Below are 25,861 nucleotides of genomic sequence, written 5' to 3'. Positions count from 1 at the left end.
CCAGTGGTCCTTGACCTCGCCGTTCGGGCAGGTCACCGGATCGGCGAAGCTCTGGCCGCCGTTCCAGGTGAAGCCGTCGCCGGGGTTGCCGTGCCCGCGGACGGGGGCGTTGAGCCGGGGAGCCGCGCGGATCTTGACGCCGCGGGCGATGAAGTCGCCGCCGAGGCCGTCGGCGGCATGCGCCGCGCCGACCGGAAACAGCAGTCCGGTGACCAGCGACGACGCGACTCCCATGAGGATCGCTTGGGACGCTTTCATCTTCGCCTCCTTGACAGTGGGGTTCAGCATGCCGTCCTCAGCAGCCCGGCGTCCGGTTCGAAGTTGCCGCCGCCCGCGAAGTAGATCTCCGGGACCCAGCCGAGCCTGCCGTTGTCGGCCTTTGCGGCGGCCCACCAGTCGTTCGCCAGCCTGCCCAGGCGGATGGTGCCGTCGCGGCACTGGTAGCCGAGGAACCAGTTGGCACTGCCTCCCTTGCGGAGGTAGCCGATGATCCCCGACTCCTGCTTGCGGCCGGCGTAGACGGGGACGTTCCCGCGGCTCAGCGGGCAGTACTGCACCTTCCCGTACTCGGGGTGCGGTACGGGCGGCGCGCACGGCTTGTCGTCGACGGCCAGCGCCGGGCCCGGCGCGACGAGGCTCGCCGCGACCAGCACGCCGAGCGTGACGGGACTCGTCCCCGCTCTGCGGAGCAAGGCCCCCGACGGTGTGATCGCCTTCATGGCCGATCCCCTCTTTCCGTGATCTAACAGTGACATTCTGTAATCACTGCAGCTGGAAAGGTATCCGGGAAACCTCGTACATCCGCCGGACACGGGTCCGCGCCGGTCGAAGACGGCGCCGGGCGGACCGCCTTCCACGGCGGTCCGCCCGGACGCGAACAGGGGAGTGCCTACTCGGTGCGGAGACGCTCCGGAGCGGCCGCGCGGGAGAGCAGACGGCCGGACGCGGCGGTGACGGCGGCCGCGGCCGCGACGGCGAGGGCGACCATGAGCAGGGCCCGCCCGGCCGTCCATGCGGCCATCACCGGGTTCGGCCCCGTGGCGAGCTCCGGCGCCATGCCGAGGAGCGTGGCCAGGGCGGCGACGGCGCACACCGGGGTCGCGGCGATGAGCGTCTGGCGCACCGCCGCCCGGCGCAGGGACGCCACCGGGGCTCCCGACGCGGCCAGCACCGCCATGGAGCGGCCGTTCTCCAGCAGCGCCTCGGCCCGGTGCACCACCAGCGCGGCGACCGCGACCAGCAGCGCGAACAGCAGCGCCGCGTAGGTCAGGCCGAAGCTGACCAGCCAGAACGACCCGATCGGCGCGTCCGCGGTGGAGGCGTTGTGGTACACGTCCCACTCGATGACACCGGCGCCGGTGCCGAAGGCGACCACCAGGCCGACGACCGCCATGGTGCGGCCCGTGGCGCGCGGGTCGGCCTCCAGGGCGCGCGCCGCCAGCAGCGTCTCCGGGCTGCGCGCCCGGCGGGCGGTCAGCCGGGCCGCCTCCAGGACCAGGCGGCCGGAGCCCGTCATGACGCCGACGAGGGTGGCGACGGCCCCGAGGAACAGCAGCGAGATCCCCAGGTCGAGCCACTGGACGAACGTGCCCACCATCATGAGCGCGACCCCGGCGGCCAGCGGGATCAGGGCGGCGCGGCGCGGCCGGGGACGGGTGCTGCGCCGGGCGACGTGCAGCGGCGAGGTGACGACGTGGCGCGACACCAGCAGGCTGACCGCCGCCGCTGCCGCCACCACCAGGACGAGCACGAACGGAACCACCCAGAGCGCGATCGCGTACCGCCCCGTGTCGCGCACCCCGAGCGCGGCCATCGCCGCCCGCTGCGCGCACACGTAGGCGATGCCCCCGATGACCGCCCCGGCCGCGCCGATGCGGGCGGCCTCGACCGCCGCCAGCCGCCTGACGTCCCCCGGCGTGGCGCCGGCCAGCCGCAGCGCCGCCAGCCGCCGCTCCTGCGTGGCCTGCGCGACCCGTCCGCTCTGGTGCAGCAGCGCCAGCACCGGGATGACGAGCAGCACCAGCGCCAGCGCGGTGCCCGGCCGCAGCCCCTCCTCGGCGACCAGCCCCGCCCAGTCGGTCTGCTCGGTGCCCCTGATCATCATCAGGTTCACCGCGCCGAGCAGCAGGAACGTGGTCAGGGCGGCGCAGCAGGCCAGCAGCCGGCGCCGCCGCCGCTCGGCGCGGGAGGTGCCGCGCGCAAGCATCGCGGCGATGTCGAACGGCATGTGCGTCCCGCCCCCGCTCACCGGACCACCGCCGGAACCTCGGACACGACGCCGTCGCGCACCACGACCTCGCGGTCGGCGTAGGCGGCGACCCGGTTGTCGTGGGTGACCAGGACGACGGTGGCGCCGCGCTCGCGGGCCGCCCCGAGCAGCAAACCGAGCACCTCCTCGCCCGCGACGCTGTCGAGCGCGCCGGTGGGCTCGTCGGCGAAGACCACCGTGGGCTCGGTGGCCAGCGCCCGGGCCACCGCGACCCGCTGCGCCTGTCCGCCCGACAGCTCGCCGGGCCGCAGCGTGGCGCAGTCGCCCACGCCGACGCGGTCCAGCCAGTCCCGCGCGGTGGCGGACGCCTCGGCGCGGCCGCTGCCGCGGAACATCAGCGACACCGCCACGTTCTCCTCGGCGGTCAGCTCCGGCACCAGCCCGCCGAACTGGAACACGATGCCGAACGCCTCGCGCCGCAGGCGGGTGCGGGCGTCCTCGTCCAGTTCGTCCAGGCGGGTCTCGCCGTAGTGGATCTCGCCCTCGTCGGGGACGAGGATTCCGGCCAGGCAGTGCAGCAGGGTGCTCTTGCCCGAGCCGCTCGGGCCGGAGATCGCCACGACCTCTCCGGCGTCGATGGTCAGGGAGGCGCCGCGCAGCGCCAGGGTGCGGCCGAACGTCTTGGTGACGCCGCGCGCGTGCAGAAGGGGACTCATCGGCTGATCTCCTTGGTCAGGTCGGCCAGGCGGTGCACGGCCAGTTCCATCCACCGCAGGTCGGCGTCCAGGTGCAGCAGGGCGTAGTCGGCGGCGAGCACCTCGGCGGCGGACGCGCCGGGAGCGGTCTTGGCGCGGGTCAGCTCGCGCATCCGCTCCAGGTGGGCGGCGCGCTGCCGGTCCAGCCCGGCGCGTGCGTCACCGCCCGCCACCAGTGCCATGACGACGCGGCTGAACAGGGCGCCGCCGACGTAGGGCAGGGGCGGTTCGGTCTCGGCGAGCCAGGCCCGCATCCGCTCTTCGCCCTTGGCCGTCAGCTCGTAGACCGTGCGCTCGGGCCCGCTCTCCTGGACGACCTCGGCGACGGCAACGAACCCGTCCCGCTCCAGCCGCTGCAGCGTCGAGTAGACCTGGCCGTACGGCAGCGGCTTGGCCCCTGGGAGCCGCTCGTCGTGTTCCCGCTTGAGCTCGTATCCGTGCTTGGGGCGTTCGGCGAGCAACGCCAGCAGGATCTGCGGAGTCGACATGGCCGCGACTATACACCCGATGTATATACCGAGTGAATAGCTTGCGGGCCTGGGCGTCTTTCCTGCCGGTGGGCCGCGGTGGCCAGACCGAGGACATGGCGAGGCCGGGGGCGCAGGACGCGCGCCCCCGGCCTGGGGGATGACTTACTTGCGGCCGTCCGCCTTCTCCAGCTCGGCGTCGCGTACGGGCTCGGCCGCGCCGGCGGGGGCCTCCGCCGGGCCTTCGATCGGGGCCTTCGCCGGGGCTGCCGCCTGGTCTTCCACCGGGCCTTCCAGCGGGGCTTCGCCTTCCGCGGCGGGGGTGAGCTTCCCGGAGAGGACCTTCCGGGCGCGGTCCAGGTCCAGCGTGTTGGTCCACTTGGCGATGAAGAGGGTGGCGACCGCGTTGCCGTAGAAGTTGACCAGGGCGCGGCACTCGGACATGAACTTGTCGATGCCGAAGATCAGCATGATCCCGGCGGCCGGGACGGTGCCGACGGTGGACAGCGTCGCGGTGAGGGCGATGAACCCGCCGCCCGCCACGCCGGCCGCCCCCTTGGAGGTCAGCAGCATCACCGCGAGCAGCCCGAGCTGCCGGCCGACGGTCAGCGGCGTGTCGGTGGCCTGCGCGATGTACAGGGTGGCCAGGGACAGGTAGATGGCGGCGCCGTCGAGGTTGAAGCTGTAGCCGGTCGGCACCACCAGGCCCACCGTCGTGCGGTCGGCGCCCATGAACGTCAGCTTGCGCATCAGGCCGGGCAGGGCGGGCTCGGCGGTGGAGGTGCCCAGGATGAGGAGGAACTCCTCCTTGAGGTAGCGGAACAGCTGGAAGATGTTCAGCCGGACGTACGCCGCCAGCACGCCGCCCAGCACCACGACGACGAACAGGATCGACGTCACGTAGAACAGCGCGATCAGCGAGCCGAGGCTGGTGAGGGTGGACAGGCCGAACTTGCCGATGGCGTAGGCCATGGCGCCGAAGGCGCCCAGCGGCGCGGCCTTCATCACGATGCCCAGGACCTTGAACACGACCTCGGTGAGCCGCGCGGCCCCCTCGATGAAGGGCGCGCCGACCGGGCCGACGGACTTCAGGGCGATGCCGAACAGCACCGCCAGGAAGATGACCTGGAGGATGTCGCCCTCGACGAAGGCGCCGAAGAAGCTGTCGGGCACCAGCCCGGTGAGGAACTCCCACCAGTGCCGGGACTCTCTGGTCTTGATGTACTGCTGCGCCGTCTCGGTCGTGGTGATCTTGGCGGGGTCGGCGTGCACGCCCTCGCCGAGCCGGAGGATGTTGATCGCCACGAGCCCGGTGGCCAGGGCGATGATGGTGCCCACCTGGAAGTAGCCCAGGGCCTTGAGCCCGGTCACACCGACCTTCTTCAGGTCCGCCACGCCGCCGATGCCGCCCAGGATCGTCAGGAACACGATCGGGCCGATCAGCATCTTCATCGCGGTGATGAAGGTCGTCCCGATCGGCTCCATGTCCTGGCCGAGGTCCGGCCACCGCCAGCCCAGCACGATGCCGATGACGATCGCGACCAGCACCTGCACGTACAGCTGCCGGTACCAGGGCGCGGAGGCGCGGCGCGGCACGTGGGCGGCGTTCTCGGGTCGGCTCATCAGACCTCCTGTGGGGGTGGCGACCGGGGCGAATACCTTGTCGGTCCGAGCAGGGGTTGGAACGGTGCGCCCACGGTGACGGCTGTCACAGTCATTCGTCAAAGACCGGCTTCCTACGCCCCCTATAGGTTCCGCCTATGAGACCGCCGGCCCGAAGGAGGCACGATGGACGCTCGACAGCTCGAATACTTCCTGGCCATCGTCGACCACGGCGGGTTCGGCCGCGCCGCAGAGCATCTGCTGATCGCCCAGCCCTCGCTGTCGCAGGCCATCGCGCAGCTGGAACGCGAACTCGGCGTCCTGCTGTTCCACCGGACCGGCCGCGGGGTGGTGGTCAGCGACGCCGGACGCGAGCTGGCCGGGCACGCCCGCCAGGTGATGCGGGACCTCAGCACCGCCCGCGCCGCGATGGAGTCGATGAAGGGGCTGCGGCGGGGCCGGGTCGAGCTGGTGACCATGCCGTCGCCCGGCATCGAGCCGCTGGGCGCGCTGACCCGCGCGTTCAGCGAACGCCATCCGGGCATCACGCTGAGCGCCGAGGCGGCCTTCACCCCCGACGAGGTCGCGCAGAAGGTGCGCGACGGCTCCTGCGAGCTCGGGCTGGTCGGGTCGGCCGCGTGGACGCCGCCCCCCGGGCTGGATGTGCTGCCGCTCGGGGACCAGGCGTTCATCCTGGTCGGCGCGGCGGGAGGGCCCTTCCCGTCCGGCGACCCCGTGCCGCGGACGGCGCTGGCGGGCGCGCGGATGATCGTGTCGCCGCCCGGCAGCCGCATGCGCCAGATCGTCGACGAGATCATGGCCGCCGGGATCGAGCTGCACATCGTCGCCGAGGTCGCCCACCGCACCTCGATCCTGCCGCTGGTGCTGCGCGAGGTGGGCCTGGCGGTGCTGCCCGCCGCCTGGGCGCCGCTCGCGCGCAGCGCCGGGGCGCGCGTGGCCACGCTGGACCCGCCGGCGTTCCTGCGGATCTCCCTGCTCAGCAGGGCGGCGCCGCTGAGCCCGGCGGCCGCCGCCTTCCTGCGCACCGCCCGCGCCTACACGCCGCCGGAGCCCAGCCTATTGCCGGATGCCAATCCATAGGCGCTGAGGCATAGGCGCTGCCTATCGGTGGTATCGGCAGCCGGTCTTGGACGGGGGCGGCCGCGCCGGGTTTCACTCGACGCGTCCCGTTCCGTGTCGGCGCGAGCCCGACGATCCCCACCGAGGAGTGCCAGTGACGTCCCAGCACACGTACCGGATCGCCGCCATCCCCGCCGACGGTGTGGGCGCGGAGGTCGTCGCCGCGGGCAGCGCCGTCCTGGACGCGCTCGCCGCCGCCTCGCACGGCGCGTTCGCCTTCGAGTGGACCGAGTTCCCCTGGGGATGCGACCACTACGCGCGCACCGGCCGGATGATGGACGAGGACGGCCTGGAGACCCTGAAGGAATTCGACGCGATCTACTTCGGCGCCGTCGGCTGGCCGAGCGTGCCCGACCACATCAGCCTGTGGGGCCTGCGGCTGCGGATCTGCCAGGGCTTCGACCAGTGGGCCAACGTGCGTCCGGTGCGGTTCCTGCCCGGCGTGGTCAGCCCGCTGCGCAAGGCCGACCACGCCGAACTCGACTGGGTGGTCGTCCGCGAGAACAGCGAGGGCGAGTACTCCGGCCTCGGCGGCCGCAACCTGTCCGCCCGCGGCCCGGGCAGCGAGGTGGCGGTGCAGTCGGCGCTGTTCACCGAGGCCGGATGCGAGCGCATCATCCGGTTCGCCTTCGACCTCGCCCGCACCCGCGCCCGTCGCAAGGTCTCCAGCGTCACCAAGAGCAACGCCCAGCAGTACGGGATGGTGCTGTGGGACGAGGTGTTCGCCCGGGTCGCGGCCGACTACCCGGACGTCGAGACCGAGAGCGTGCTGGTCGACGCGATGTCCGCCAAGTTCGTCCTGCACCCCGAGGACCTGTCGGTGGTGGTGGCGTCCAACCTGCACGCCGACATCCTGTCCGACCTGGGCAGCGCCATGGCCGGCAGCCTCGGCCTGGCCTCCAGCGCCAACCTCAACCCCGAGCGCCGCTTCCCCAGCATGTTCGAACCGGTGCACGGATCCGCCCCCGACATCGCCGGCCGGGGCGTGGCCAACCCCATCGGGGCGATCGGCAGCGCCGCCCTCATGCTCGACCACCTCGGCCTCCCGGACGAGGCGGCCCGGCTCAACAAGGCGATCGAGGCCACCACCGCGGCGGGCGTCCTCACCCCCGACCTGGGCGGCAGCGCCAAGACCGCCGAGGTCACCGCGGCGGTCATCGACCACCTCGCGTAGGGCGTCCGCACCGGGGCCGCCCCGGCCGGCGGCCGGGGCGGCCCTACCGGTTGATGGCGCCGAGGTCCACCCGCAGCTGGCTGCCGGTGATGTACTTGCCCTCGTCGGAGGCCAGGAAGGCGACCATGGCGGCGATGTCCTCGGGGTCGACCGCCTCGTAGGGCAGCGCCGGCATGTAGAGGGGGCCGAGGTTGGGCGCCTCGTCCAGCAGGCCGTTGAGCGCTCCGTCGTTCATGCCGGTCCGCACGCCGTGCGGGTGGATGGTGTTCACCCGGATGTCGTGCTCGCCCAGCTCGTTGGCGAGGACCCTGGCCAATCCCACGACGCCGTGCTTGGAGCTGGCGTAGTGGGCGAGGAACGGCAGCCCCTTCAGGCCCGCCACCGAGCTGGTGATGATGATCGAGCCGCCCTCGCCCTGCTCGATGAGCGTCGGCACCGTGGCCTTGACCGTCTTCCACACCCCGGTGAGGTTGATGTCGATGACGTCGTCCCACTGCTCCTCGGTCAGCTCCCACGTGCGGCCGTAGTTCACGATCCCGGCGTTGGCCACCACGATGTCGAGCCGGCCCAGCTGGGCGACGCCCTCGGTGACCGCGGCCTGCAGTTCGTCCAGCCTGCGCACGTCAGCCTTGCGGGCCACGATCCGCCGCCCCTGCTCCTGCACGAGCTTGGCGGTCTCGTCCAGGTCGGCCTGCGTCGCCGGGGAGTACGAGACGTACGGGCTGGGGGTGTCGAGGAGGTCGACGGCGATGATGTCCGCGCCCTCGGCGGCGAGCCGGATGGCCTCCGCGCGGCCCTGGCCCCGTGCGGCGCCGGTGATGAAAGCGACCTTGCCCGTCAAACGTCCCATGGATGCCTCCACGTTGGCCGGAGCTGTCCGGACCGGCGATCCGGGGGCGGGGGCGTCCGTCCGGAATGCCGGACCGATGATGATCAACACTCTAATGGCACTGGGTGTCAAAAACTAGGCCGGTTTGTGCCGCGGCATCCGGGCGGGCAGCGGCCCGGGCGGGCGTCCGCCGCGGTCAGTCCCGGGCGTGCGGCCCGAGCAGGGCGATCGTGGACCGGACCGCGACCTCGGTGACGTCGCTGAGGCGGCCTCTACGCTTCCTAGACGCCCGGCCGGACCTGTACGGGTGGATCCCGTTCGGCGGCGGTGGGCGGCGCCGCCTCGGCGCGGCGTTCGCGACCATGGAGATGAACGTCGTCCTGCGCACCGTGCTGCGCGACTTCACCCTCGTCCCGACGGCCGCGCCGAACGAGCGTCGCCGCTCGTATTCGGGCCGTTGATCGATCCCTTTTCAGGTCGGCATTCCACTGCTATTCGGCTGGTGGGACGAAAACCTTTCTGGCGCACTCTCCGAACGGTGCAGTTGTGCTCGGACGGCATCTGGTTGGTTGGACAGTCGCCCGCCGCCTTGTTCATAGGGTTTGTGCCGTGTGATGCTGACCTGTCCAGGGAGCCGCCGCCGCAGAGGAAGATCATGGTCGGACCGAGGGCCGGAAACGACATGTCCGCGCACCCTGTGAACGGCTTGGGGGGCACTTCCGATCAGGTCGATGAGCTGGCAGATCCTGATTTATGGACGTTGTCTATCGGATCACTGCGCAAGGCGGACCTGCAAGTCGGCGTGTCCAATCCGGTACTGGACGTGATGGCGTTTGTCAGCGAGATCGCCATGCGCTGTCGAGGGGCGATCCGGTTCGCGCCCGGCCGTCCGTACGAAGTTTTCTCCGACAACGACCGAATCCTCGTCCGCGTTCGCCGATGCCTGGACCGCTTGGCGGTGGCGCGATGCGCGTCGGCGGTGCCCGGCTGTGTGCTGCCGAATTGGTCTGGACGGTGGAAGACGTCCGGGGCGGGGCCGGAGGCCGTGGCGGTCCGGGCGTCGTGCCCGTGTAAGCGTCTGTGGCTTTGGACGGCATCTGCTTCTCGGATCGCTTGGCTGGGGTGCGTTGCACAGCGGCGGTGTCTAACCGTGCGTCGCCGAGATGGTCTGGGTGATGGCGGCTGTGTGCGGTGAGGCCGACGGTCGTTGCGTTCTCCCGGCGTCGTGCCCGTGTTTGCGTTGGCGGTTTCGGGCGGCATTCGCTTCTTGGACCGCTTGGCCGGGGTGCGTTGCGTGTCGGTGGCGTCTGGCTGTGTGCCGCCGAGGCGGTGGCGTTCCGGTTTGCGTAGGGAGCATGCGGACGGGTGGTCGATTGCTGTTCATGGTGGTGGCGACGTCGATCGCTGCGCTGCCGGTGTTGGCCGCCGTCCTGGCCGGCGCTCTGGCCGCGTGGGGTGTGGTGGGCGCTGCCCTCGTCGGCTTCGTAAGGGTGCGACTTGGGCTTTCGGCTGGTGATCGGGTGGGAGCGGAGGCTGTGTTGGTTGGAGCGGCTCGGGCTGGTCGCGGTGGCCGCAGGCGGGCGGGGTGGCGGGTGAGGGGCGACCTCTTCGTCGTCTGGGTGACCAAGTGTCCAATTGCGCAGTTGTACAGCCGTTGTGGGAGGAGTGGGTGATGGCGATGGATGGAGAGGCGATCACCGCCATGGTGATCGGCGGCGTGGGGGTGATCGTGGTCGCGTCCTGGCTGCTGGGTTCGGTGGCGCGCCGGCTCGGGCAGCCCACCGTGATCGGGCACATCGTCGCGGGCATCGCCCTCGGACCCACCCTGCTCGGGCAGTTGCCCGGCAACCCGACCGAGCACCTGTTCCCGGCTGAAGCCCGGCCGTTCCTGACGGTGCTGTCCCAGGTCGCCGTTGTGATCTTCATGTTCGTGGCCGGGTACGAAATCGACCCGCGGTCGTTGCGCGGGGGCGGCCGCGGCGCGGTCATGGTCGCCGTGCTGGCGCTGGCCGTGCCGATGGGGTTGACGGCCGGTGTCATCGCGCTGTTCCACGACGCTTTCGCCGGTCTGCGTGGGGAGCATGCGGACGGGCGGTCGTTCCTGCTGTTCATGATGGTGGCCACGTCGATCACCGCGTTGCCGGTGCTGGCCGCCATCGTGCGGGAGCGCGGCTTAGCGGGCACCCCGGCGGGCACCGTGGCCACGACCGCCGCCGGGTTCATGGACGTGGCCGCATGGGTGGTGCTGGCCGCCGCCCTGGCCGGCACCGGACACCAGACGCGCTGGCCCTGGCCGGTGATCCTGCTGCTCGCCGCGGGCTTCGTCGCGGTGATGTTCCTGGTCGTCCGTCCGGTCCTCGGCTGGTGGCTGGCGCGGCCCGCCGCGCTGCTGGCCGAACAGCTCCCGATCGCCCTCGGGCTCGCCCTCGGCAGCGCGTGGGTCACCGCGTCGCTCGGGCTGCACCCGGTCTTCGGCGGCTTCCTCGCCGGGCTCGCCATGCCGCGGCCGAACGGCACGCCCGAGCCCGAGGTGCTGCGGCCGATGGAGCAGAGCGCGAACCTGCTGCTGCCGCTGTTCTTCGTCACCACCGGCTTGTCGTTCGACCTCGGGTCGCTGGAATGGCGCGGGCTGCCGCCGCTCGGCTTGATCCTGGTCATCGCGATCGCCGGGAAGCTGCTGCCCGCCTACGGTGCGGCGCGTCTGGCCGGGCTGGGCCCGCACTCGTCCGCATTGGTCGCGGCGCTGGTCAACACCCGGGGGCTCACCGAGTTGATCGCGCTGAACGTGGGGTTGGCGGCCGGACTCGTCGGCGGCGAGCTGTTCACCGTGCTCATGCTGATGGCGTTGATCACCACGCTGATGACCGGGCCGCTGCTGGCGGTGCTCACGCGTCGGGAGCGGTCCGCGCCGGCGCCGGCGACCGCACCGGCCGACGCCGAGGGAACGCCCAGATGATCGCGTTGACACCTGCCGGCAGATCGTGGCAAGGGGACGGCGGTCCAACAGAACTCACCTGCGCGGTGAGGTGAGAGCGGTGCCGGATTTCTTGTGGAGATCGGCCGGGACCGGCATCGTCGTTCGTTGGAAGCGCGGTGGGAATTTGGGGGCGGGCGGCGTAGCCTCGGTCGTGTCCCCCGGATCGGCCGAACGGTGCCCGAAAATGGTGCCGACGCCATTGCGGAGGTAGCGCGAATGGATGTCGGCGCGGTCGACCACGTTGAATTATCCGGTGCGAATACGACGATCGCGCGATGGTCGCACCGCGTGATTCACGCGGGTGCTCCCCGGCCGGACGGCTCCGTCCGGCGCGTTCGCCGAACACGCCCGCACGCGGCGGCCCGGTCCCGTGGACGTGCCCGCCGGCGCCGCGCCGCCGACCGGGGGACCTGACATCTGGCACCGCCGAGGAGGGCGACATGCGCATCACCGACTGCCGGGCGATCGTGACCGGTGCGGCCAGCGGGCTCGGCCGGGAGTTCTGCGCCGGGCTCACCGGCGCGGGCGCGACCGTGGTCGCGGTCGACAAGGACGAGCGGGGGCTGGCCCGGCTCGCCGCCGACCTGGGCGAGGCGCCCGGCGACCTGCACACCTACCGCCTCGACGTGACGCGCGAGGACGAGGTGACGGCCGTCGTCGCCAAGGCGTTCGGCGAGTGGGGCCCCATCGACGTGCTCGTCAACAGCGCCGGGATCTACCGGGACGGGTTGCTGGTGAACTCCTACGGCGGCCGGTACGCCGGCATGCCGCTGGCGCAGTGGCGGACCGTCGTCGACGCCGACCTCACCGGCACCTTCCTGATGTCGCGCGAGGTCTGCCTGCGGATGGTGGAGCAGCGGGTGCGGCCCGGTGTGATCATCAACATCTCGTCCATCTCCCGGGCCGGCAACGCCGGGCAGGGCAACTACGCGGCGGCCAAGGCGGGCGTGGTGGCGTTCACCCGGACGATGGCGCTGGAGCTGGCACCGTACGGCATCCGGGCCGCGGCGATCGCGCCGGGCTTCATCGACACGCCGATCCTCGCCGCGATGGATCCCGCCAAGCTCGGCGAGTGGGTCGACACGGTGCCGCTGCGGCGGCTCGGCACGCCGCAGGAGATCTTCGCCGGGGTGCGGTTCATCATCGAATGCGACTACTTCACCGGCCGGTGCCTGGAGATCGACGGCGGCCTGGCCATCTGACCGCGCCGGCAGGTTCGCCGCCGGGACGCCGGGCCCGCCACGCGGTGGCGCGGACCGTCCAAAATGCGACCTTGCTGGGCAATATCCGGTCGCCTACGTTATGGCATTACCTGGAATGTCGCTGCATCCCGCCCGGATGGGGCACCAGGAGGCCGATGCCGCAGCGCACCGGTAACACATCGCGATGCGTCCCGGAGTCACCTTGAAGAATACCGTTCAGGATCAGCTTGAGTTAACCGTCCAAGACGCGCCGACAATGGTGCCGATCGATTCGCTGAACCCCGCCGATTCGCCGCGCTTGGCCGGAGAGAACGAAGAGCACATCCGCGCGCTCGCGGAAATGGACGCGGTGCTGCCGCCGATCCTCGTGCACCGCCGCACGATGCGGGTGGTGGACGGCATGCACCGGCTGCGCGCCGCCCGGCTCCAGGGGCGGCGCGAGATCAGCGTCCGGTTCGTCGACGGGCCGGACGCCGACGTGTTCGTCGCCGCGGTCCGCGCCAACATCGGGCACGGGCTTCCGCTGTCGCTGGCCGACCGCGAGGCCGCCGCGGCGCGCATCCTCAGCACGCATCCGCAGTGGTCGGACCGTGCCATCGGGGAGGCCGTCGGGCTGGCCTCCACCACCGTCGCCCGGATCCGCCGCCGCCGGACCGACAAGGACGCGCAGCCCGACACCAGGGTCGGCAGGGACGGCAGGGTCCGCCCGATCAACGGCGCGGCGGGCCGCCGCCTGGCCGGCAAGCTGTTCGCCGAGCACCCGCACGCCTCGCTCCGCGAGATCGCCGAGATGGCCGGCATCTCGCCCGCGACGGCCAAGGACGTGCGGGAACGGCTGAGCCGCGGCGAGGACCCCGTGCCCGCCAAGCTCGCGCTGGCCGAGCGCAAGAACACGGCCGCGGCGCACGGCCGCAGGCCGGCGGCACGCGTGGTGGGCAGGCTGCAGCGGACGGAGCGAGCACCGGACACGACGCAGACACTGCGCAAGCTGCTGCGCGACCCGTCTCTGCGGCTGAACGACAACGGGCGGGTGCTGCTGCGCTGGCTGCGCGCGCGTGCGGTGAACATCGAGGAGTGGGAGAGCATCGAGGACAAGATCCCGGCCCACTGCGTTCCGCTCGTCGCCGATTACGCCCTGGGCCTCGCCAACGAGTGGGCCAGGTTCGCCGAGATACTGCAGCAGAGGGCCCGCAGCGAGATGGCGTAGCCGTGTTCGTCGTACGACGGACCTCATGACCGGAACCCGGGACGCGGTGCCCGCGGCGGACGCACGTCAGACGGCCGCTCGATCCCTGTCGGTGACACCGGCGGGCCCGGTGACCGGCCGCCGGTGGCCGCGGCCTGCGCAGGGCCTGTCATCCCGCCGGGTCCGGCGTGCGCGCCGCGGCGCCCGCGCCCACGCCGTTCACCGGGTGCTTGGCGAACTGGGTGCGGTACAGCTCGGCGTAGAGCCCGTCCTGGGCGATCAGCTCGGCGTGCGTGCCGCGTTCCCGGATCCGACCCGACTCCAGCACCAGGATCTGGTCGGCCTCGTGGATGGTGGACAGGCGGTGCGCGATGACCAGGGAGGTGCGCCCGGCCAGGGCGGTCTTGAGCGCCCGCTGGATCGCCGCCTCGGACTCGGAGTCCAGGTGCGCGGTCGCCTCGTCGAGCACGACGATCGGTGGTGACTTGAGCAGCAGCCGGGCCAGGGCGATCCGCTGCTTCTCCCCGCCGGACAGGCGGTAGCCGCGGTCCCCGACGACGGTGTCCAGGCCGTCCGGCAGCGAGGCGATCGTCTCCCAGATCCGCGCCGCCTCGCACGCCTCGATCAGCTCCCGCTCGGTGGCGTCCGGACGCGTGTACAGCAGGTTCGCCCGGATCGTGTCGTGGAACAGGTGCGCATCCTGCGTGACGACGCCGACGGCGTCGGTCAGGGAGGGCAGCGTCAGGTCCCGCACGTCGTGCCCGCCGATCCGCACCGTCCCCGAGGTGGGGTCGTAGAGCCGGGGCACCAGGTGGGTGATGGTGGTCTTCCCGGCGCCCGACGGGCCGACCAGTGCGGTGAGCTTCCCGGCCGGGGCGGTGAAGCTCACGTCCGTGAGGACCTGCCCGCCGCCGCGCCGTTCCGCCGCCCGCAGCGCGGTCGACTCCAGCGACGCCAGGGAGACCTCCTCGGCGGTCGGGTAGCGGAAGGAGACGTTGTCGAACTCGATCTCCGGGGCGGTGCCGCCGCCGGACGCGTCGGCGGGCAGCGGACGCGCCCCCGGGCGTTGGGTGATGAGCGGCTCGAGGTCCAGCACCTCGAAGACCCGGTCGAAGCTCACCAGCGCGGTCATGACGTTGACCTGCATGTTGGACAGCTGGTTGATCGGGCCGTACAGCCGCAGCAGCAGGGTCACCATGGCCACCAGGGTGCCGATCTCAAGGCCCCCGGCGATGGCGAGCATGCCGCCCAGGCCGTAGACCAGCGCGGTGGTCAGCGCGGTGATCAGCGTGGTGATGATGAACAGCAGCTGCCCGCAGACGGTGGACTTGACGGCCACGTCGCGGACGCGGGACGCGCGCTGCGCGAACGCCTCCTCGTCCCGTTCGGCCCGGCCGTACAGCTTGGCCAGCATCGCCCCGGACACGTCGAACCACTCGTTCATCATCGAGCCCATGTCGGCGTTGAGCCGCATGTTCTCCCGGGTGAGCCGCTGCAGCCGGCGGCCGATCAGCCGGGCGGGCAGCAGGAAGAACGGGATCATCACCAGCGCCGCCACGGTGATCTGCCACGACAGGTAGAACATCGTGCCCAACACCAGCACCAGCGTCAGCAGCGTGGACACCGTCTGGGACAGCAGCGTGGTGACCGCCTGCTGCGCCCCGACCACGTCGGTGTTGAGCCGGCTGACCAGCGAGCCGGTCTCGGTGCGGGTGAAGAACGCGACCGGCTGCCGCCGCACGTGGCGGAACACCTTGCAGCGCAGGTCGTACACGATGCCCTGGCCGACCCGGCCGGAGAACCGGGTCTGGGTGTACAGGGCCGCCGCGTCCAGCACGGCCAGGCCGGCGATCACCAGGGCGACGCCCAGCACGACCGCGTGCCGCCGGGGCATGATCCCGTCGTCGACGATCACCTTGAGCAGCACCGGGCCGGCCGCCGTGATGACCGCGTGGGTGGCGGTGGCGAGCATGACCACGGCCAGTGACCAGCGATATCGCATCGCGAACGGGATGATGCGCCGCACGGTCCCGGGCCTGATCTTCTGGTTGGTGATCGATTCGTCGAATCCCAGCCGTGCCGGGCCCAGGCGGGGGCCACCCCTCATGGTCACGAAACCTCACTTTCGGGCCGTGCCGAGCCGTCCGGGGCGTCAGCCGAGGCGACTGCGGTCGGTCCGGGTCATCTCGTCGATCAGCAAGTCGGTGAACGACGCCACGGTGGGGAACTCCCACAGGGCGTTGGGGGCGATCTCGAAGCCCACCCGGGCCTCGACGTCGGACAGCAGGGTGATGGCCCGGACCGAGTCCAGGCCGTAGGCGGACATGGGCTCCGCCGGGTCGATCGACCCGGCCGGCAGCCGCAGTTCCTCGGCCAGGCGGGCGCACAGCCAGTCCTGGAGTTCGGCGCGCAGGCCGTCCCTCCCGGTGTCGTCCATGGGGCTCCTCAGGCGTTCGGCTAGCGGGTGTCTTGGTACAGGGAGGCCAGCCGGCCCTCCCGGAACAGGTCGCGCATCGCCGAGCGGCGGACCTTGCCGCTGGTGGTGCGCAGCACGGCGCCGGGACGCAGCAGGGCGACGGTGGCGACGCCGATGCCGAACTCGCGGGCCACGGTGTGCCGGATCGCGGCGGCGAGCGCGGGCATCCGGTCGCCCGGCACGTTCGCCACCTCGTGCGCGACCACCACGGCGGAGTCGTCGCCGCCGAGCACCGGACCCGGCCCGGCGAACACCGCGCCGGCCTTGCCCAGCTCCGGATGCTGGGCGCGCAGTTCCTGCTCGACGTCCTGCGGGTACACGTTGCGCCCGTGCACGATGATCATGTCTTTGAGGCGTCCGTGCACGTAGAGTTCGCCGTCGTACAGCACGCCGAGATCGCCGGTGCGCAGGTATCCGCCGTCCCCGGCCGCGGTGACCGCGTCGAACACCCCCGCGTTGTCGGCGCGCCGCCAGTACCCCGGGGAGACGCTGCGGCCGCGCAGCCAGATCTCGCCGAGGCGGCCCTCCGGCAGCACCTCGCGGGTCGCCGGGTCGACGATGCGGACCTCGCACACGCCGGTGGGCGGGCCGCAGCTGACGACCTCGCGGGCCTGGCGGTCCCCGGGGGCGGGTGTGAACACGCCGCGGGCGAGCGCGTCCGGGTCGATGTGCCGGGTGACCGGCGCGCGCCCCGGCCGTCCCGTGACGTAGACGGTGGCCTCGGCCATGCCGTAGGCGGGCGCCAGGGCCTCCCGCCGGAACCCGGAGACGGCGAACTTGTCGGCGAACGCGGCCAGGACCCGGGGGTCGATCGGCTCCGAACCGCATCCGGCCAGGTGCCAGCGGGACAGGTCCAGCGCGGCCGCCTCGTCGTCGGCGACCTTCCGCACGCACAGCTCGAAGGCGAAGTTGGGGGCGAAGGAGATGTTCAGGCCGTGGACGTCGATCAGCTGGAGCCACCGCACGGGGCGGCGGATGAACGCGGTCGGCGTCATCAGCACGCTGCTCCCGCCGAAGATCAGCGGCCAGAGCAGCTGGGAGCCGATCCCCATGTCGTGGTAGAGCGGCAGCCAGCCGCCCGAGCGTCCGCGCCAGCGCAGCACCGGGGCGCCCTCGGCGGCGTTGAAGAGCAGTTGGTCGTGCTGCAGGACGACGCCCTTGGGGTCGCCGGTCGAGCCGGAGGTGTACTGCAGCATGGCCGTCGTCGAGCGGTCCAGCGGCACCGGGGTCCAGTCCCGCGGGTCGGCGAAGCCGGGCCGGTCCCCGGCGGCGACCGGGATGGCCGGGCCGCCGACGTCGGCCATCCAGTCCCGCACCTCGGGCAGGTCCGCCGAGGTGGTCAGCACGGCGGCGGCGCCGCAGTCGTTCGCGATCGCCGCGAGCCGCCTGCGGTGGTGCCGGTGCCGGCCGGGCAGCGGCGCGGGCACGGCGATCATCCCGGCGTACAGGCAGCCGAGCATGGCGGCGGCGAACTCCAGCCCGTTGGGGTGCAGCAGCAGCACGCGGGAGCCCGCGGGCAGGCGCTCGCGCAGCCAGGCCGCGCGGCCGCGCGCCTCCTCGTCGAGGCGCGCGTAGGACCAGCGCACCAGGCCGCCGGTGAGGTCGGCGGGATCGGCCAGGTACGCGATCGCGTCCGCGTCCGGGTGGGCCGCCACGCGGTCGCGCAGCAGCGTCACCAGGTCCGGGGCGTCGGTCGGGGAGAGCGTCATGGGTCGTCCTCCGGCGAGGGACTGGCGGGACGGCGATGGGCGGGCGGGGCGGAGCGGCCGGACGGCGCGGGCCGCGCCGTCCGGCCGGTCAGCCGGTGCGGACGCCGTCGAAGTCGACCAGCAGGCGCGCCGGTCCGCGCAGGTTCAGGTTGGGTTTGTAGGTGATCCCGTCCGGTCGCAGCCGGGGCCGGACCAGCAGGGTGCTGAACAGCTCCAGCGCGATGACGCCCTCCAGCCGCGCCAGCCCGGAGCCGAGGCAGAAGTGCGGGCCCGCCCCGAACGACAGGTGGGACGCGGCGGAGGAGCGGCCGATGTCGAACCGGTCGGGGTCGGGGTACACGTCGGGGTCGCGGTTGGCGGCGCCGAGCAGCAGCAGCACCGTGTCGCCGGGGGCGACCTCGGTGTCGCCGATCCGCCCCGGGCGGGTCGCGATCCGGCTGGTCATCTGCACCGGCGCGTCGTAGCGCAGCACCTCCTCGACGGTGGGCGCGGCCAGCCCGGGGTCGGCGCGCAGCCGGCGGAACTCCTCGGGATGCCGCAGCAACGCCAGGACCGCGTTGCCGATCAGGTTGACGGTGGTCTCGTGCCCGGCGTTGATCAGCAGCACGCAGGTGGCCAGGATGTCCGCCTCGTCGAGGCGGCTGCCGTTCTCCTCGACGCGCAGCAGGTGCGAGATCAGGTCCTCGCGGGGGGCCTTGCGGCGTTCCCTGATCAGGTCGCGGAAGTAGCCGACGAACGCGGCGCGGGCCCGCGCCGCCTCCGTCGCGACGTGGGCGGGCGGCGGGCCGAGCGGCGGGTCCAGGCTCTCGGAGAGCCTGCTCGACCATTCCTGCAGCAGCGGGCGGTCCGTGAACGGCACGCCCAGCACCTCGCAGATGACCCGCAGCGGCAGCGGATAGGCCAGGTCCTGGACGACCTCCAGAGTGCCCGATTCCGGGACGGACCGGAACAGCTCCAGTGCGATCTGCCGGATCCGCGGGGCCAGGGCGCCGACCTTGCGGCAGGCGAACGCGCCCGACACCAGGCGCCGGTAGCGGGTGTGCTCGGGCGGGTCGAGGTGCAGGAAGTTGCGCGTCCGGGGGCCGTTCGGGGTGGGGGACAGCCTGGCCCGGTCCCGCGCCGCGCTCATCGAGGGATCGCGCAGCAGCGCCGAGCACTGGGCGTGCCGGCCCACCACGACCAGGCCGTCGAAAGGGATGTAGGGCGAGCGATCACGCAGTTTGCCGAGGTACGGGTAGGGGTCCTCCCGATTTCCCGGATCGGTCAGCTCGGCGATCTCCGCTGGTAACGCGGGGCGATCGATCGGTGCCCCGGTTCCGCCGGCGGTTCCGCTCATCACCAGAATCCATTTCCGTCGAGGCTGGTCCTCGCCGACAGTACCGGTACCGCGGGAGGCGGTGAAAGACGGAGGCGGAGCGACCCTGATAGCCGCCCCGCGGGCGGGTGTTCAACATTGGCGATGCCGCAGTTGAACAGCCGCTTCCGGCGTGCGCGGCCGGTTGACGGCCGGTGCGCGGGCCGACCACGATGACAATTCGAATGCATTGGGACTCGACCGACCGAGCCGCATTCACTCACCCGAGAGGACGGCCGTGCCGATTCCATTCGACGATCCCGAAACTGCATTTCCGGTTCTGGACAACGATGCGGCGCGGTTCGAGTTGACCTCCGCCCAGCAGGGCCTGTGGTACGCCCAGCAGATCGCGCCGGAGCGCGTCCACAACATCGCCGAGTGCGTGGAACTCCACGGCGGCGTCGACCCGGACCTGTTCGCCCGGGCGCTGCGCCACGTGCTGGCGGGCGTCGACGCCGTGCGGATCCGGTTCCACCGGGTGGACGGCGAACCCCGCCAGCACGTCGCCGAGGACGCCGAGGTCCCGGTGCGGGTCATGGACCTGCGCGCCGAACCCGACCCGCGCGCGGCGGCGGACCGCTGGATGCGCGACGACGCGCTCCGCTCGGTCGACCCGACGCGCGGCCCCCTGTACACGTGCGCCCTGCTCCGGCTGGGCGACGACCTGCTGCTGTGGTACCAGCGCGCGCACCACCTGATCATGGACGGCCACGGCGCCGCGCTGATCGCCGCCGCGGTGGCGGAGACGTACGCCGCGCTGCGGGCCGGCCGGGAACCGCCCGGCGACCTGTTCGAGCCGTTCCCGGCGCTGTTGGAGGCGGAGCGGGCCTACCGCGGCTCCGCCGCCCTCGACGCGGACCGCGAGTTCTGGCGTGCCGCCCTGGACGGCCTCGACGAACCGGTCGAACGCGGCGGACGCAACGTCCGCCCGGGCCCGGGGACACCGGCGCGGGAGAGCGCCGAGCTCGACCCGGCCGGCAGCGCGCGGCTCAGGGAGGCCGCCCGGCGGCTGCGCACGAGCTTCGCCGTGCTGGTCATCGCCGCCGCCGCCGTTCACGAGCACCGCACCACCGGGGCCGCCGACGTGGTGCTCGGGGTGTCGGTCGCCGGCCGGTCCGGGCGGCGGGCGCTGCGGGTGCCCGGCATGACCTCCAACGTCATGCCGATCCGGGTGGAGGTCACCCCCGGCACGACCGTCGCCGAGCTCGTCGGCCGCACCGGCCGGGCGATCGGCCAGGGGCTGCGGCACCAGCGGTACCGGTACGAGGACATGGCCCGCGACCTGCGGATCGTCGACGGCGCCCCGCTGTGCGGCCTGATCGTCGACGTCATGGGCTACGGCTACCCGATGCGGTTCGGCGACGCCGCGGTGAGGGTGCGCAACCTCACCCAGGGCGCGACCGAGGACCGGCGGATCGCCGTCTACGACCGGTCCGCGCAGGCGCCGATCCAGATCGACGTGGACGTCGACACCGACCGCAACGAGCCGTCGGCGGCGGCCGGGCTGTCCCGGCGGTTCCGCCGGATCCTGGAGTGGCTGGCGGCGGCCGCGCCGGACGAGCCCGTCGGCCATGCCGCGATCATGGACGAGGACGAGCTGCACCGGGTGGTGCACGCCTGGAACGACACCGCGGTGCACGCGCCGCCGGCGCCGCTGCCGGAGCAGTTCGCCGCGCGGGTCGCCGAGGCCCCGGACCGGACCGCGGTCGTCTCGGCCGGCGCCGCGGTGTCGTACGCCGAGCTCGGCGCCCGGGCCGACCGGCTGGCCCGGTACCTGACGGCGTCGGGCATCGGGCCGGAGTCGGTGGTCGGGCTGTGCCTGCCGCCGGGCGCCGACATGATCGCGGCGATTCTGGGGGTGTGGCGCGCCGGCGCCGCCTACCTGCCGATCGACGCCGCGCAGCCGGTCGAGCGGACCGCGTTCATGCTGGCCGACAGCCGGGCCGTGCTGCTGATCGCCCCGGACGAGGTCGCCGACGACCTCCCGGCCGGGCGAGTGCGGATCGTGCCGCCGGACGAGCCGGACGCGTCGGCCCCGCCGGAGCCGCCCGCCGGCGCCTACCCGCGGGTTCACCCGGACGGGCTGGCGTACGTCATCTACACCTCCGGCTCGACCGGGACCCCCAAGGGCGTCGCCGTGACGCACGGCGCCCTGGCCAACTACGTGGCGTCGGTGCGCGAGCGGCTGGATCTCGGCGGCGCCGGGGCCCGGTACGCGCTGCTGCAGCCGCAGGCGACCGACCTGGGCAACACGATGCTGTTCTGCTCGCTGGCCGCCGGCGGTGAGCTGCACGTCCTGCCCCCCGACGACGCGCTCGACCCCGCCTCGGTCGCCGCGTACCTGGCCGACCACCGGATCGACCACGTCAAGGCGGTGCCGTCGCATCTGGCGGCGCTGTCGGCCCACCGCGGGCCGGAGAGCGTGCTGCCGGCGCGTTCGCTGGTGCTCGGGGGCGAGGCCGCCGCGCCCGGCTGGGTCGGCGAGCTGCTGGCGGCCGCCGGCGACCGGAGGATTTTCAACCACTACGGCCCGACCGAGACCACCATCGGCGTCACCACCACCCTGCTGACCTCCCGGGACGCCGACAACGGCCGGCTGCCGATCGGCGCGCCCATCGACGGCGTGCGGGCCTACGTCCTCGACGCCGCGCTGCGTCCGGTGCCGGTCGGGGTGACCGGCGAGCTGTACATCGCGGGCGCCGGGCTGGCCCGCGGATACGCCAACCGGCCGGGCCTCACCGCCGAGCGGTTCGTGGCCTGCCCGTTCGGCACCGGCGAGCGGATGTACCGGACCGGGGACCGGGCCCGGTGGGACGCGGACGGGCGGCTCGTCTTCGCGGGCCGAGTCGACGACCAGGTGAAGATCCGGGGCTTTCGGATCGAGCCCGCCGAGATCGAGGCCGCGCTCACCGCGCACCCCGCCGTCGCGCGGGCCGCCGTCGCCGTGCGCGGCGACCTGGTCGGATACGTCGTGCCCGCCGACCCGCGCGAGCGGGACGGGCTCCCCGACCAGGTGCGCGGGCATCTGGCGCGCAGGCTGCCCGCCCACATGGTCCCCGCCGTGGTCGCCGTGCTCGACGAGCTGCCGCTGACCGGCAACGGCAAGCTGGACCGCAGGGCCCTGCCGTGGCCGGACCGGGCGGCGTCCGCGGGCGGCGGCTCCGCACCGGCGACCCTGCGGGAGGAGGTCATCTGCGCGGCGTTCGCCCGGGTGCTCGGGCTGCCCGCCGTCGGCCCGGACGACGACTTCTTCGCGCTCGGCGGCAGCTCGCTGGTCGCGGTCGCCCTGGTGGAGGACCTGCGGACGCGCGGGATCTCCCTGTCGGTGCGCGCGCTGTTCCTCACCCCGACGCCGCGCGGGCTCGCCCCCGCCGCCGGACCGGAGTGGGTGGAGGTGCCGGAGAACCGGATCCCCGACGGGGCGACCGAGATCACCCCGGACATGCTGCCGCTCGTCGAACTGGACGAGGCCGAGATCGCACGGGTGCTCGCCCACGTCGACGGCGGCGCGGCGAACCTGCAGGACGTCTACCCGCTGGCGCCCTTGCAGGAGGGCATCCTCTTCCACCACCTCGCGCGCGCCGAAGGCGACCCGGACGTGTACCTGAGGTCCGCGGTGCTGGAGTTCGACTCGCGGGAGCGGCGCGACGCGTTCTTCCAAGCCCTGCAACGGGTCGTGGACCGGCACGACATCTACCGCACCGCCATCGTCTCGGACGGGCTGCGGGAACCGGTCCAGGTGGTCGCGCGCCGCGTCCGGCTTCCCGTCGAGGAGGTCGCCACCGACCCGGCCGCGGACCCGGTGCAGCGACTGCTCGCCGCCGGCGGGCGGTGGATGGACCTGGACCGCGCCCCCCTGCTGAGAGCGCACGTGCTCACCGAGCCGGCCGACGGACGCTGGCTGGCGCTGCTGCGCGTCCACCACATGGTGCAGGACCTCGCCACACTGCGGGTGCTGATCGACGAGGTCCGCGAGTTCATGGCCGGGCGGGGCGAGCGGCTGCCGGCGCCGCCGCCGTTCCGCGACTTCGTGGCGCAGGCCCGGCTGGGCACGGCCCGCGCCGAGCACGAACGCCACTTCGCCGCCCTGCTCGGCGACGTCACCGAGCCCACCGCCCCGTTCGGGCTGCTGGACGTGCGCGGCGACGGAGCCGAGGTGGCGCGCGCCGGGCGGCCGATCGGCGAGGCGACGGCGGCGCGGATCCGCCGCCTGGCGGCGGACCTGGGGGTCAGCCCGGCGACGATCTTCCACCTGGCCTGGGCGCGGGTGCTCGCCGCGGCGTCCGGACGCGACGACGTGGTGTTCGGCACGGTCCTGGCCGGGCGGCTCAGCGCCGGACCCGGCGCGGACCGGGTGCCCGGCCTGTTCCTCAACACCCTGCCCGTGCGGGTGCGCGTCGACCGCCGCGGCGTGGCCGAGGCGCTGGCCGGGCTGCGCGGGCAGCTGGCCGAACTGCTGGAGCACGAGCACGCGCCGCTGACCCTGGCGCAGCGGGCGAGCTCGGTGCCGCCGGGCGGCCCGCTGTTCACCGCGATCATCAACTACCGGCGCGACCAGTCCGCCGGCGAGTCGGGCATCGGCCTGGACGGCGTCCGGCTGCTGTCGGTCACCGAGCGCACCAACTACCTGGTGACGCTGATCGTCCGGGACACCGGGGCCGCCTTCGACGTCACCGTGGACGCGGTGCGCCCCGCCGACCCGGAGCGGATCTACGCGCTGCTGCACACCTGCCTGGACAACCTGGCCGACGCGATGGCCGCCGCCCCGGACACCCCGTTCGCCGCGGTGGACGTGCTCGACGCGGCCGAACGCCGGCAGATCCTCGAAGGGTGGAACCCGACCGCCGTCTCGGGGCCCGCCCTGACGGTGCCGGGCCTGTTCGAGGCGCAGGCGGCGCGCACCCCCGAGGCCGTCGCGCTGGTCTCGGGACGGGACAGGGTCGGCTACCGCGAGCTGGAGACGCGCGCCAACCGCCTGGCGCACTACCTGCGCGGTCTCGGCGCCGGACCGGAGACCGTCGTGGGGCTGTGCCTGCCGCGCGGCACCGAGATGGTGGCCGCGATCCTCGGCGTGTGGAAGGCCGGGGCGGCCTACCTTCCGCTGGACCCGGGACACCCCCCGGCCCGGCTCGCCTACATGCTCAACGACAGCCGGGCCGCGATGCTGGTCGGCACCGCCGACGTGCTCGACGACATGCCGACCGGACGCGTCCCCACCGTCGCGGTGGACGATCCGGCCGTCGAGGCGTCCCTGGAGTCGATGCCGACGACGGCACCGCAGATCGGCGTGGACCCCGCCGGGCTGGCGTACGTGATCTACACCTCGGGGTCCACCGGCCGGCCGAAGGGCGTCGCGGTCACGCACGGCAACCTGGCGAACTACGTCGTCCACGTGCCGCGGCGGATCGGGTTCGGCGCCGAGGACGGACGGTACGCGCTGCTGCAGCCGCTGGCGACCGACCTGGGCAACACCGCGGTGTTCGCCAGCCTGACCACCGGCGGCGAACTGCACATGCTGGACGCCGAGACGGTGCTGGACCCGGTCGCGGTCGCCGGATATCTGGCCAGGCACCGCATCGACTACGTGAAGGTGGTGCCGTCGCACCTGGCGGCGCTGGGCGCCGCCGGCGACCTCGGCTGGCTGCTGCCGGAGCGGTCGCTGGTGCTGGGCGGCGAGGCGGTCCCGCCGGACTGGGGCGAGGAGCTGCTCAAGACCGCCGGCGACCTGCCGGTGTTCAACCACTACGGCCCGACGGAGACGACCATCGGGGTCGTGGCGGGACGGCTCGCCCCCGACGCGGCGACCGGCGCGGCGGTGCCGATCGGGACACCGGTCGCCAACACGGCGGTGTACGTGCTCGACGACGCGCTGCGGCCGGTGCCCGTCGGGGCGGCCGGGGAGCTGTACGTGGCCGGGGCCCAGGTGGCGCGCGGCTACGCGGGCCGCCCGGGGCTGACCGCCGAGCGGTTCGTGGCCTGCCCGTTCGCCGAGGGCGCCCGGATGTACCGCACCGGCGACCGGGTGCGCTGGAACGCCGGCGGTTTCCTGGAGTACCTGGGCCGCGCCGACGAACAGGTCAAGATCCGCGGGTACCGGGTGGAGCCCGGCGAAGTGCAGGCGGTGCTCGCCGGACATCCGGCCGTGGCGCAGGCCGCGGTGGTCGTCCGGGAGGACGCGCCGGGCGACCGGCGCCTGGTCGGCTATGTCGTCCCCGTCGACCGGGCCGCCTTGGCCGACGGCGCGCTGGTCCAGGCGGTCCGGCGGTTCGCCGAGGAGCACCTGCCGCCGCACATGGTGCCCGCCGTGCTCGTCCCGCTCGACGCGCTGCCGCTGACCGGGAACGGCAAGCTCGACCGCGGCGCGCTGCCGGACCCGGACCGCGCCGCGGCGGCGCAGGCGGGTCCGCCGCCCAGCGGGGAGCGGGAGAAGGCGCTGTGCCGGGCGTTCGCGGAGATCCTCGGCCTGCCCGCCGTCGGCCCCGACGACGACTTCTTCCTCCTCGGCGGGCATTCGCTGCTGGCGACGCGGCTGGTCAGCCGGGTGCGGGCGCTGCTGGGGGAGGACCTGCCCATCCAGGAGCTGTTCGACCGGCCCACGCCGGCCGCGCTCGCCTCCTGGCTCGCCGACCGCGCCGCCCGGGGCGACGGGGGCGGCGGCAGCCGCCCGGCGCTGCGGCCGATGCGGGCGTGGCGCTGACGGCGCGGCCCCGCGCGGCGCCCCGGGCGGCGCGGAGAGGCCGGCGCGGACGGGCCGGGGCGGGCGCACCCGCCGCCGACCGCG

Annotated in this window: 17 protein-coding genes; 7 read left to right on the top strand and 10 right to left on the bottom strand. The window is 73.2% G+C overall.

The genetic code is table 11. The features are described 5' to 3' along the window. Positions 1 to 281: 281 nt before the first annotated feature. From QSK22_RS25415 to dctA, 5 genes are all read right to left on the bottom strand, one after another. Entirely contained in the window at positions 282 to 692 is a 411-nt protein-coding gene (locus QSK22_RS25415; RefSeq protein WP_285496887.1) for a hypothetical protein, read from the bottom strand. A 197-nt stretch (positions 693 to 889) separates the two neighbouring features. Continuing rightward, on the bottom strand, positions 890 to 2,248 hold the full coding sequence (locus QSK22_RS25410; RefSeq protein WP_285496886.1) for an FtsX-like permease family protein: 1,359 nt from the start codon (positions 2,246 to 2,248) through the stop codon (positions 890 to 892). After that, entirely contained in the window at positions 2,245 to 2,925 is a 681-nt protein-coding gene (locus tag QSK22_RS25405; RefSeq protein ID WP_285496885.1) for an ABC transporter ATP-binding protein, read from the bottom strand. Before QSK22_RS25405 ends, QSK22_RS25410 begins: the two co-directional genes overlap by 4 nt. Then, positions 2,922 to 3,452, bottom strand: coding sequence for a PadR family transcriptional regulator (locus QSK22_RS25400; RefSeq protein ID WP_285496884.1), 531 nt, complete (start codon positions 3,450 to 3,452; stop codon positions 2,922 to 2,924). The genes QSK22_RS25405 and QSK22_RS25400 overlap by 4 nt, the downstream gene beginning before the upstream one ends. 144 nt (positions 3,453 to 3,596) lie before the next feature. Next, positions 3,597 to 5,054, bottom strand: coding sequence for a C4-dicarboxylate transporter DctA (gene dctA, locus QSK22_RS25395; RefSeq protein ID WP_285496883.1), 1,458 nt, complete (start codon positions 5,052 to 5,054; stop codon positions 3,597 to 3,599). 165 nt (positions 5,055 to 5,219) lie between these two features. On the opposite strand from dctA, the gene QSK22_RS25390 reads away from it, so the two are divergent. Together QSK22_RS25390 and QSK22_RS25385 are read left to right on the top strand one after the other, a co-directional pair. Beyond that, entirely contained in the window at positions 5,220 to 6,134 is a 915-nt protein-coding gene (locus QSK22_RS25390; protein WP_285496882.1) for a LysR family transcriptional regulator, read from the top strand. A 133-nt stretch (positions 6,135 to 6,267) separates the two neighbouring features. Next, complete coding sequence (locus QSK22_RS25385) at positions 6,268 to 7,347, top strand: tartrate dehydrogenase (protein WP_285496881.1); 1,080 nt, start codon at positions 6,268 to 6,270, stop codon at positions 7,345 to 7,347. A 43-nt stretch (positions 7,348 to 7,390) separates the two neighbouring features. Here the strand turns inward: QSK22_RS25385 and QSK22_RS25380 are convergent, their stop codons facing one another. Next, positions 7,391 to 8,197 (bottom strand): mycofactocin-coupled SDR family oxidoreductase, encoded by an 807-nt coding sequence (locus QSK22_RS25380; RefSeq protein ID WP_285496880.1) that lies wholly within the window; start codon positions 8,195 to 8,197, stop codon positions 7,391 to 7,393. A gap of 209 nt (positions 8,198 to 8,406) precedes the next feature. On the opposite strand from QSK22_RS25380, the gene QSK22_RS25375 reads away from it, so the two are divergent. The 4 genes from QSK22_RS25375 to QSK22_RS25360 all read left to right on the top strand — a co-directional run bounded on the left by QSK22_RS25375 (position 8,407) and on the right by QSK22_RS25360 (position 13,562). After that, a complete protein-coding gene (locus QSK22_RS25375; RefSeq protein WP_285496879.1) occupies positions 8,407 to 8,637 on the top strand; it encodes a cytochrome P450 in 231 nt (76 codons plus the stop codon). A 1,211-nt stretch (positions 8,638 to 9,848) separates the two neighbouring features. After that, entirely contained in the window at positions 9,849 to 11,132 is a 1,284-nt protein-coding gene (locus QSK22_RS25370; protein ID WP_285496878.1) for a cation:proton antiporter, read from the top strand. A 461-nt stretch (positions 11,133 to 11,593) separates the two neighbouring features. Then, entirely contained in the window at positions 11,594 to 12,355 is a 762-nt protein-coding gene (locus QSK22_RS25365) for an SDR family oxidoreductase (protein ID WP_285496877.1), read from the top strand. A gap of 256 nt (positions 12,356 to 12,611) precedes the next feature. Next, a complete protein-coding gene (locus tag QSK22_RS25360; protein ID WP_285496876.1) occupies positions 12,612 to 13,562 on the top strand; it encodes a ParB/RepB/Spo0J family partition protein in 951 nt (316 codons plus the stop codon). 148 nt (positions 13,563 to 13,710) lie between these two features. Here the strand turns inward: QSK22_RS25360 and QSK22_RS25355 are convergent, their stop codons facing one another. The 4 genes from QSK22_RS25355 to QSK22_RS25340 all read right to left on the bottom strand — a co-directional run bounded on the left by QSK22_RS25355 (position 13,711) and on the right by QSK22_RS25340 (position 19,062). Next, positions 13,711 to 15,648 (bottom strand): ABC transporter ATP-binding protein, encoded by a 1,938-nt coding sequence (locus QSK22_RS25355; protein WP_285496944.1) that lies wholly within the window; start codon positions 15,646 to 15,648, stop codon positions 13,711 to 13,713. A 45-nt stretch (positions 15,649 to 15,693) separates the two neighbouring features. Then, a complete protein-coding gene (locus tag QSK22_RS25350) occupies positions 15,694 to 15,978 on the bottom strand; it encodes an acyl carrier protein (protein WP_285496875.1) in 285 nt (94 codons plus the stop codon). 20 nt (positions 15,979 to 15,998) lie between these two features. Continuing rightward, positions 15,999 to 17,726: a fatty acyl-AMP ligase gene (locus QSK22_RS25345; protein ID WP_285496874.1), complete on the bottom strand. Its 1,728-nt coding sequence runs from the start codon at positions 17,724 to 17,726 to the stop codon at positions 15,999 to 16,001. An 88-nt stretch (positions 17,727 to 17,814) separates the two neighbouring features. Next, on the bottom strand, positions 17,815 to 19,062 hold the full coding sequence (locus QSK22_RS25340) for a cytochrome P450 (RefSeq protein ID WP_285496873.1): 1,248 nt from the start codon (positions 19,060 to 19,062) through the stop codon (positions 17,815 to 17,817). 256 nt (positions 19,063 to 19,318) lie between these two features. On the opposite strand from QSK22_RS25340, the gene QSK22_RS25335 reads away from it, so the two are divergent. Then, positions 19,319 to 25,777: a non-ribosomal peptide synthetase gene (locus tag QSK22_RS25335; RefSeq protein ID WP_285496871.1), complete on the top strand. Its 6,459-nt coding sequence runs from the start codon at positions 19,319 to 19,321 to the stop codon at positions 25,775 to 25,777. Positions 25,778 to 25,861: the final 84 nt, after the last annotated feature.

It is taken from the genome of Actinomadura sp. NBRC 104425 (assembly GCF_030269545.1).
Lineage (GTDB): Bacteria > Actinomycetota > Actinomycetes > Streptosporangiales > Streptosporangiaceae > Spirillospora > Spirillospora keratinilytica.
The sequence above is the reverse complement of the archived record's forward strand: the minus strand, read 5'-3'. Positions and strand labels throughout refer to the sequence as shown.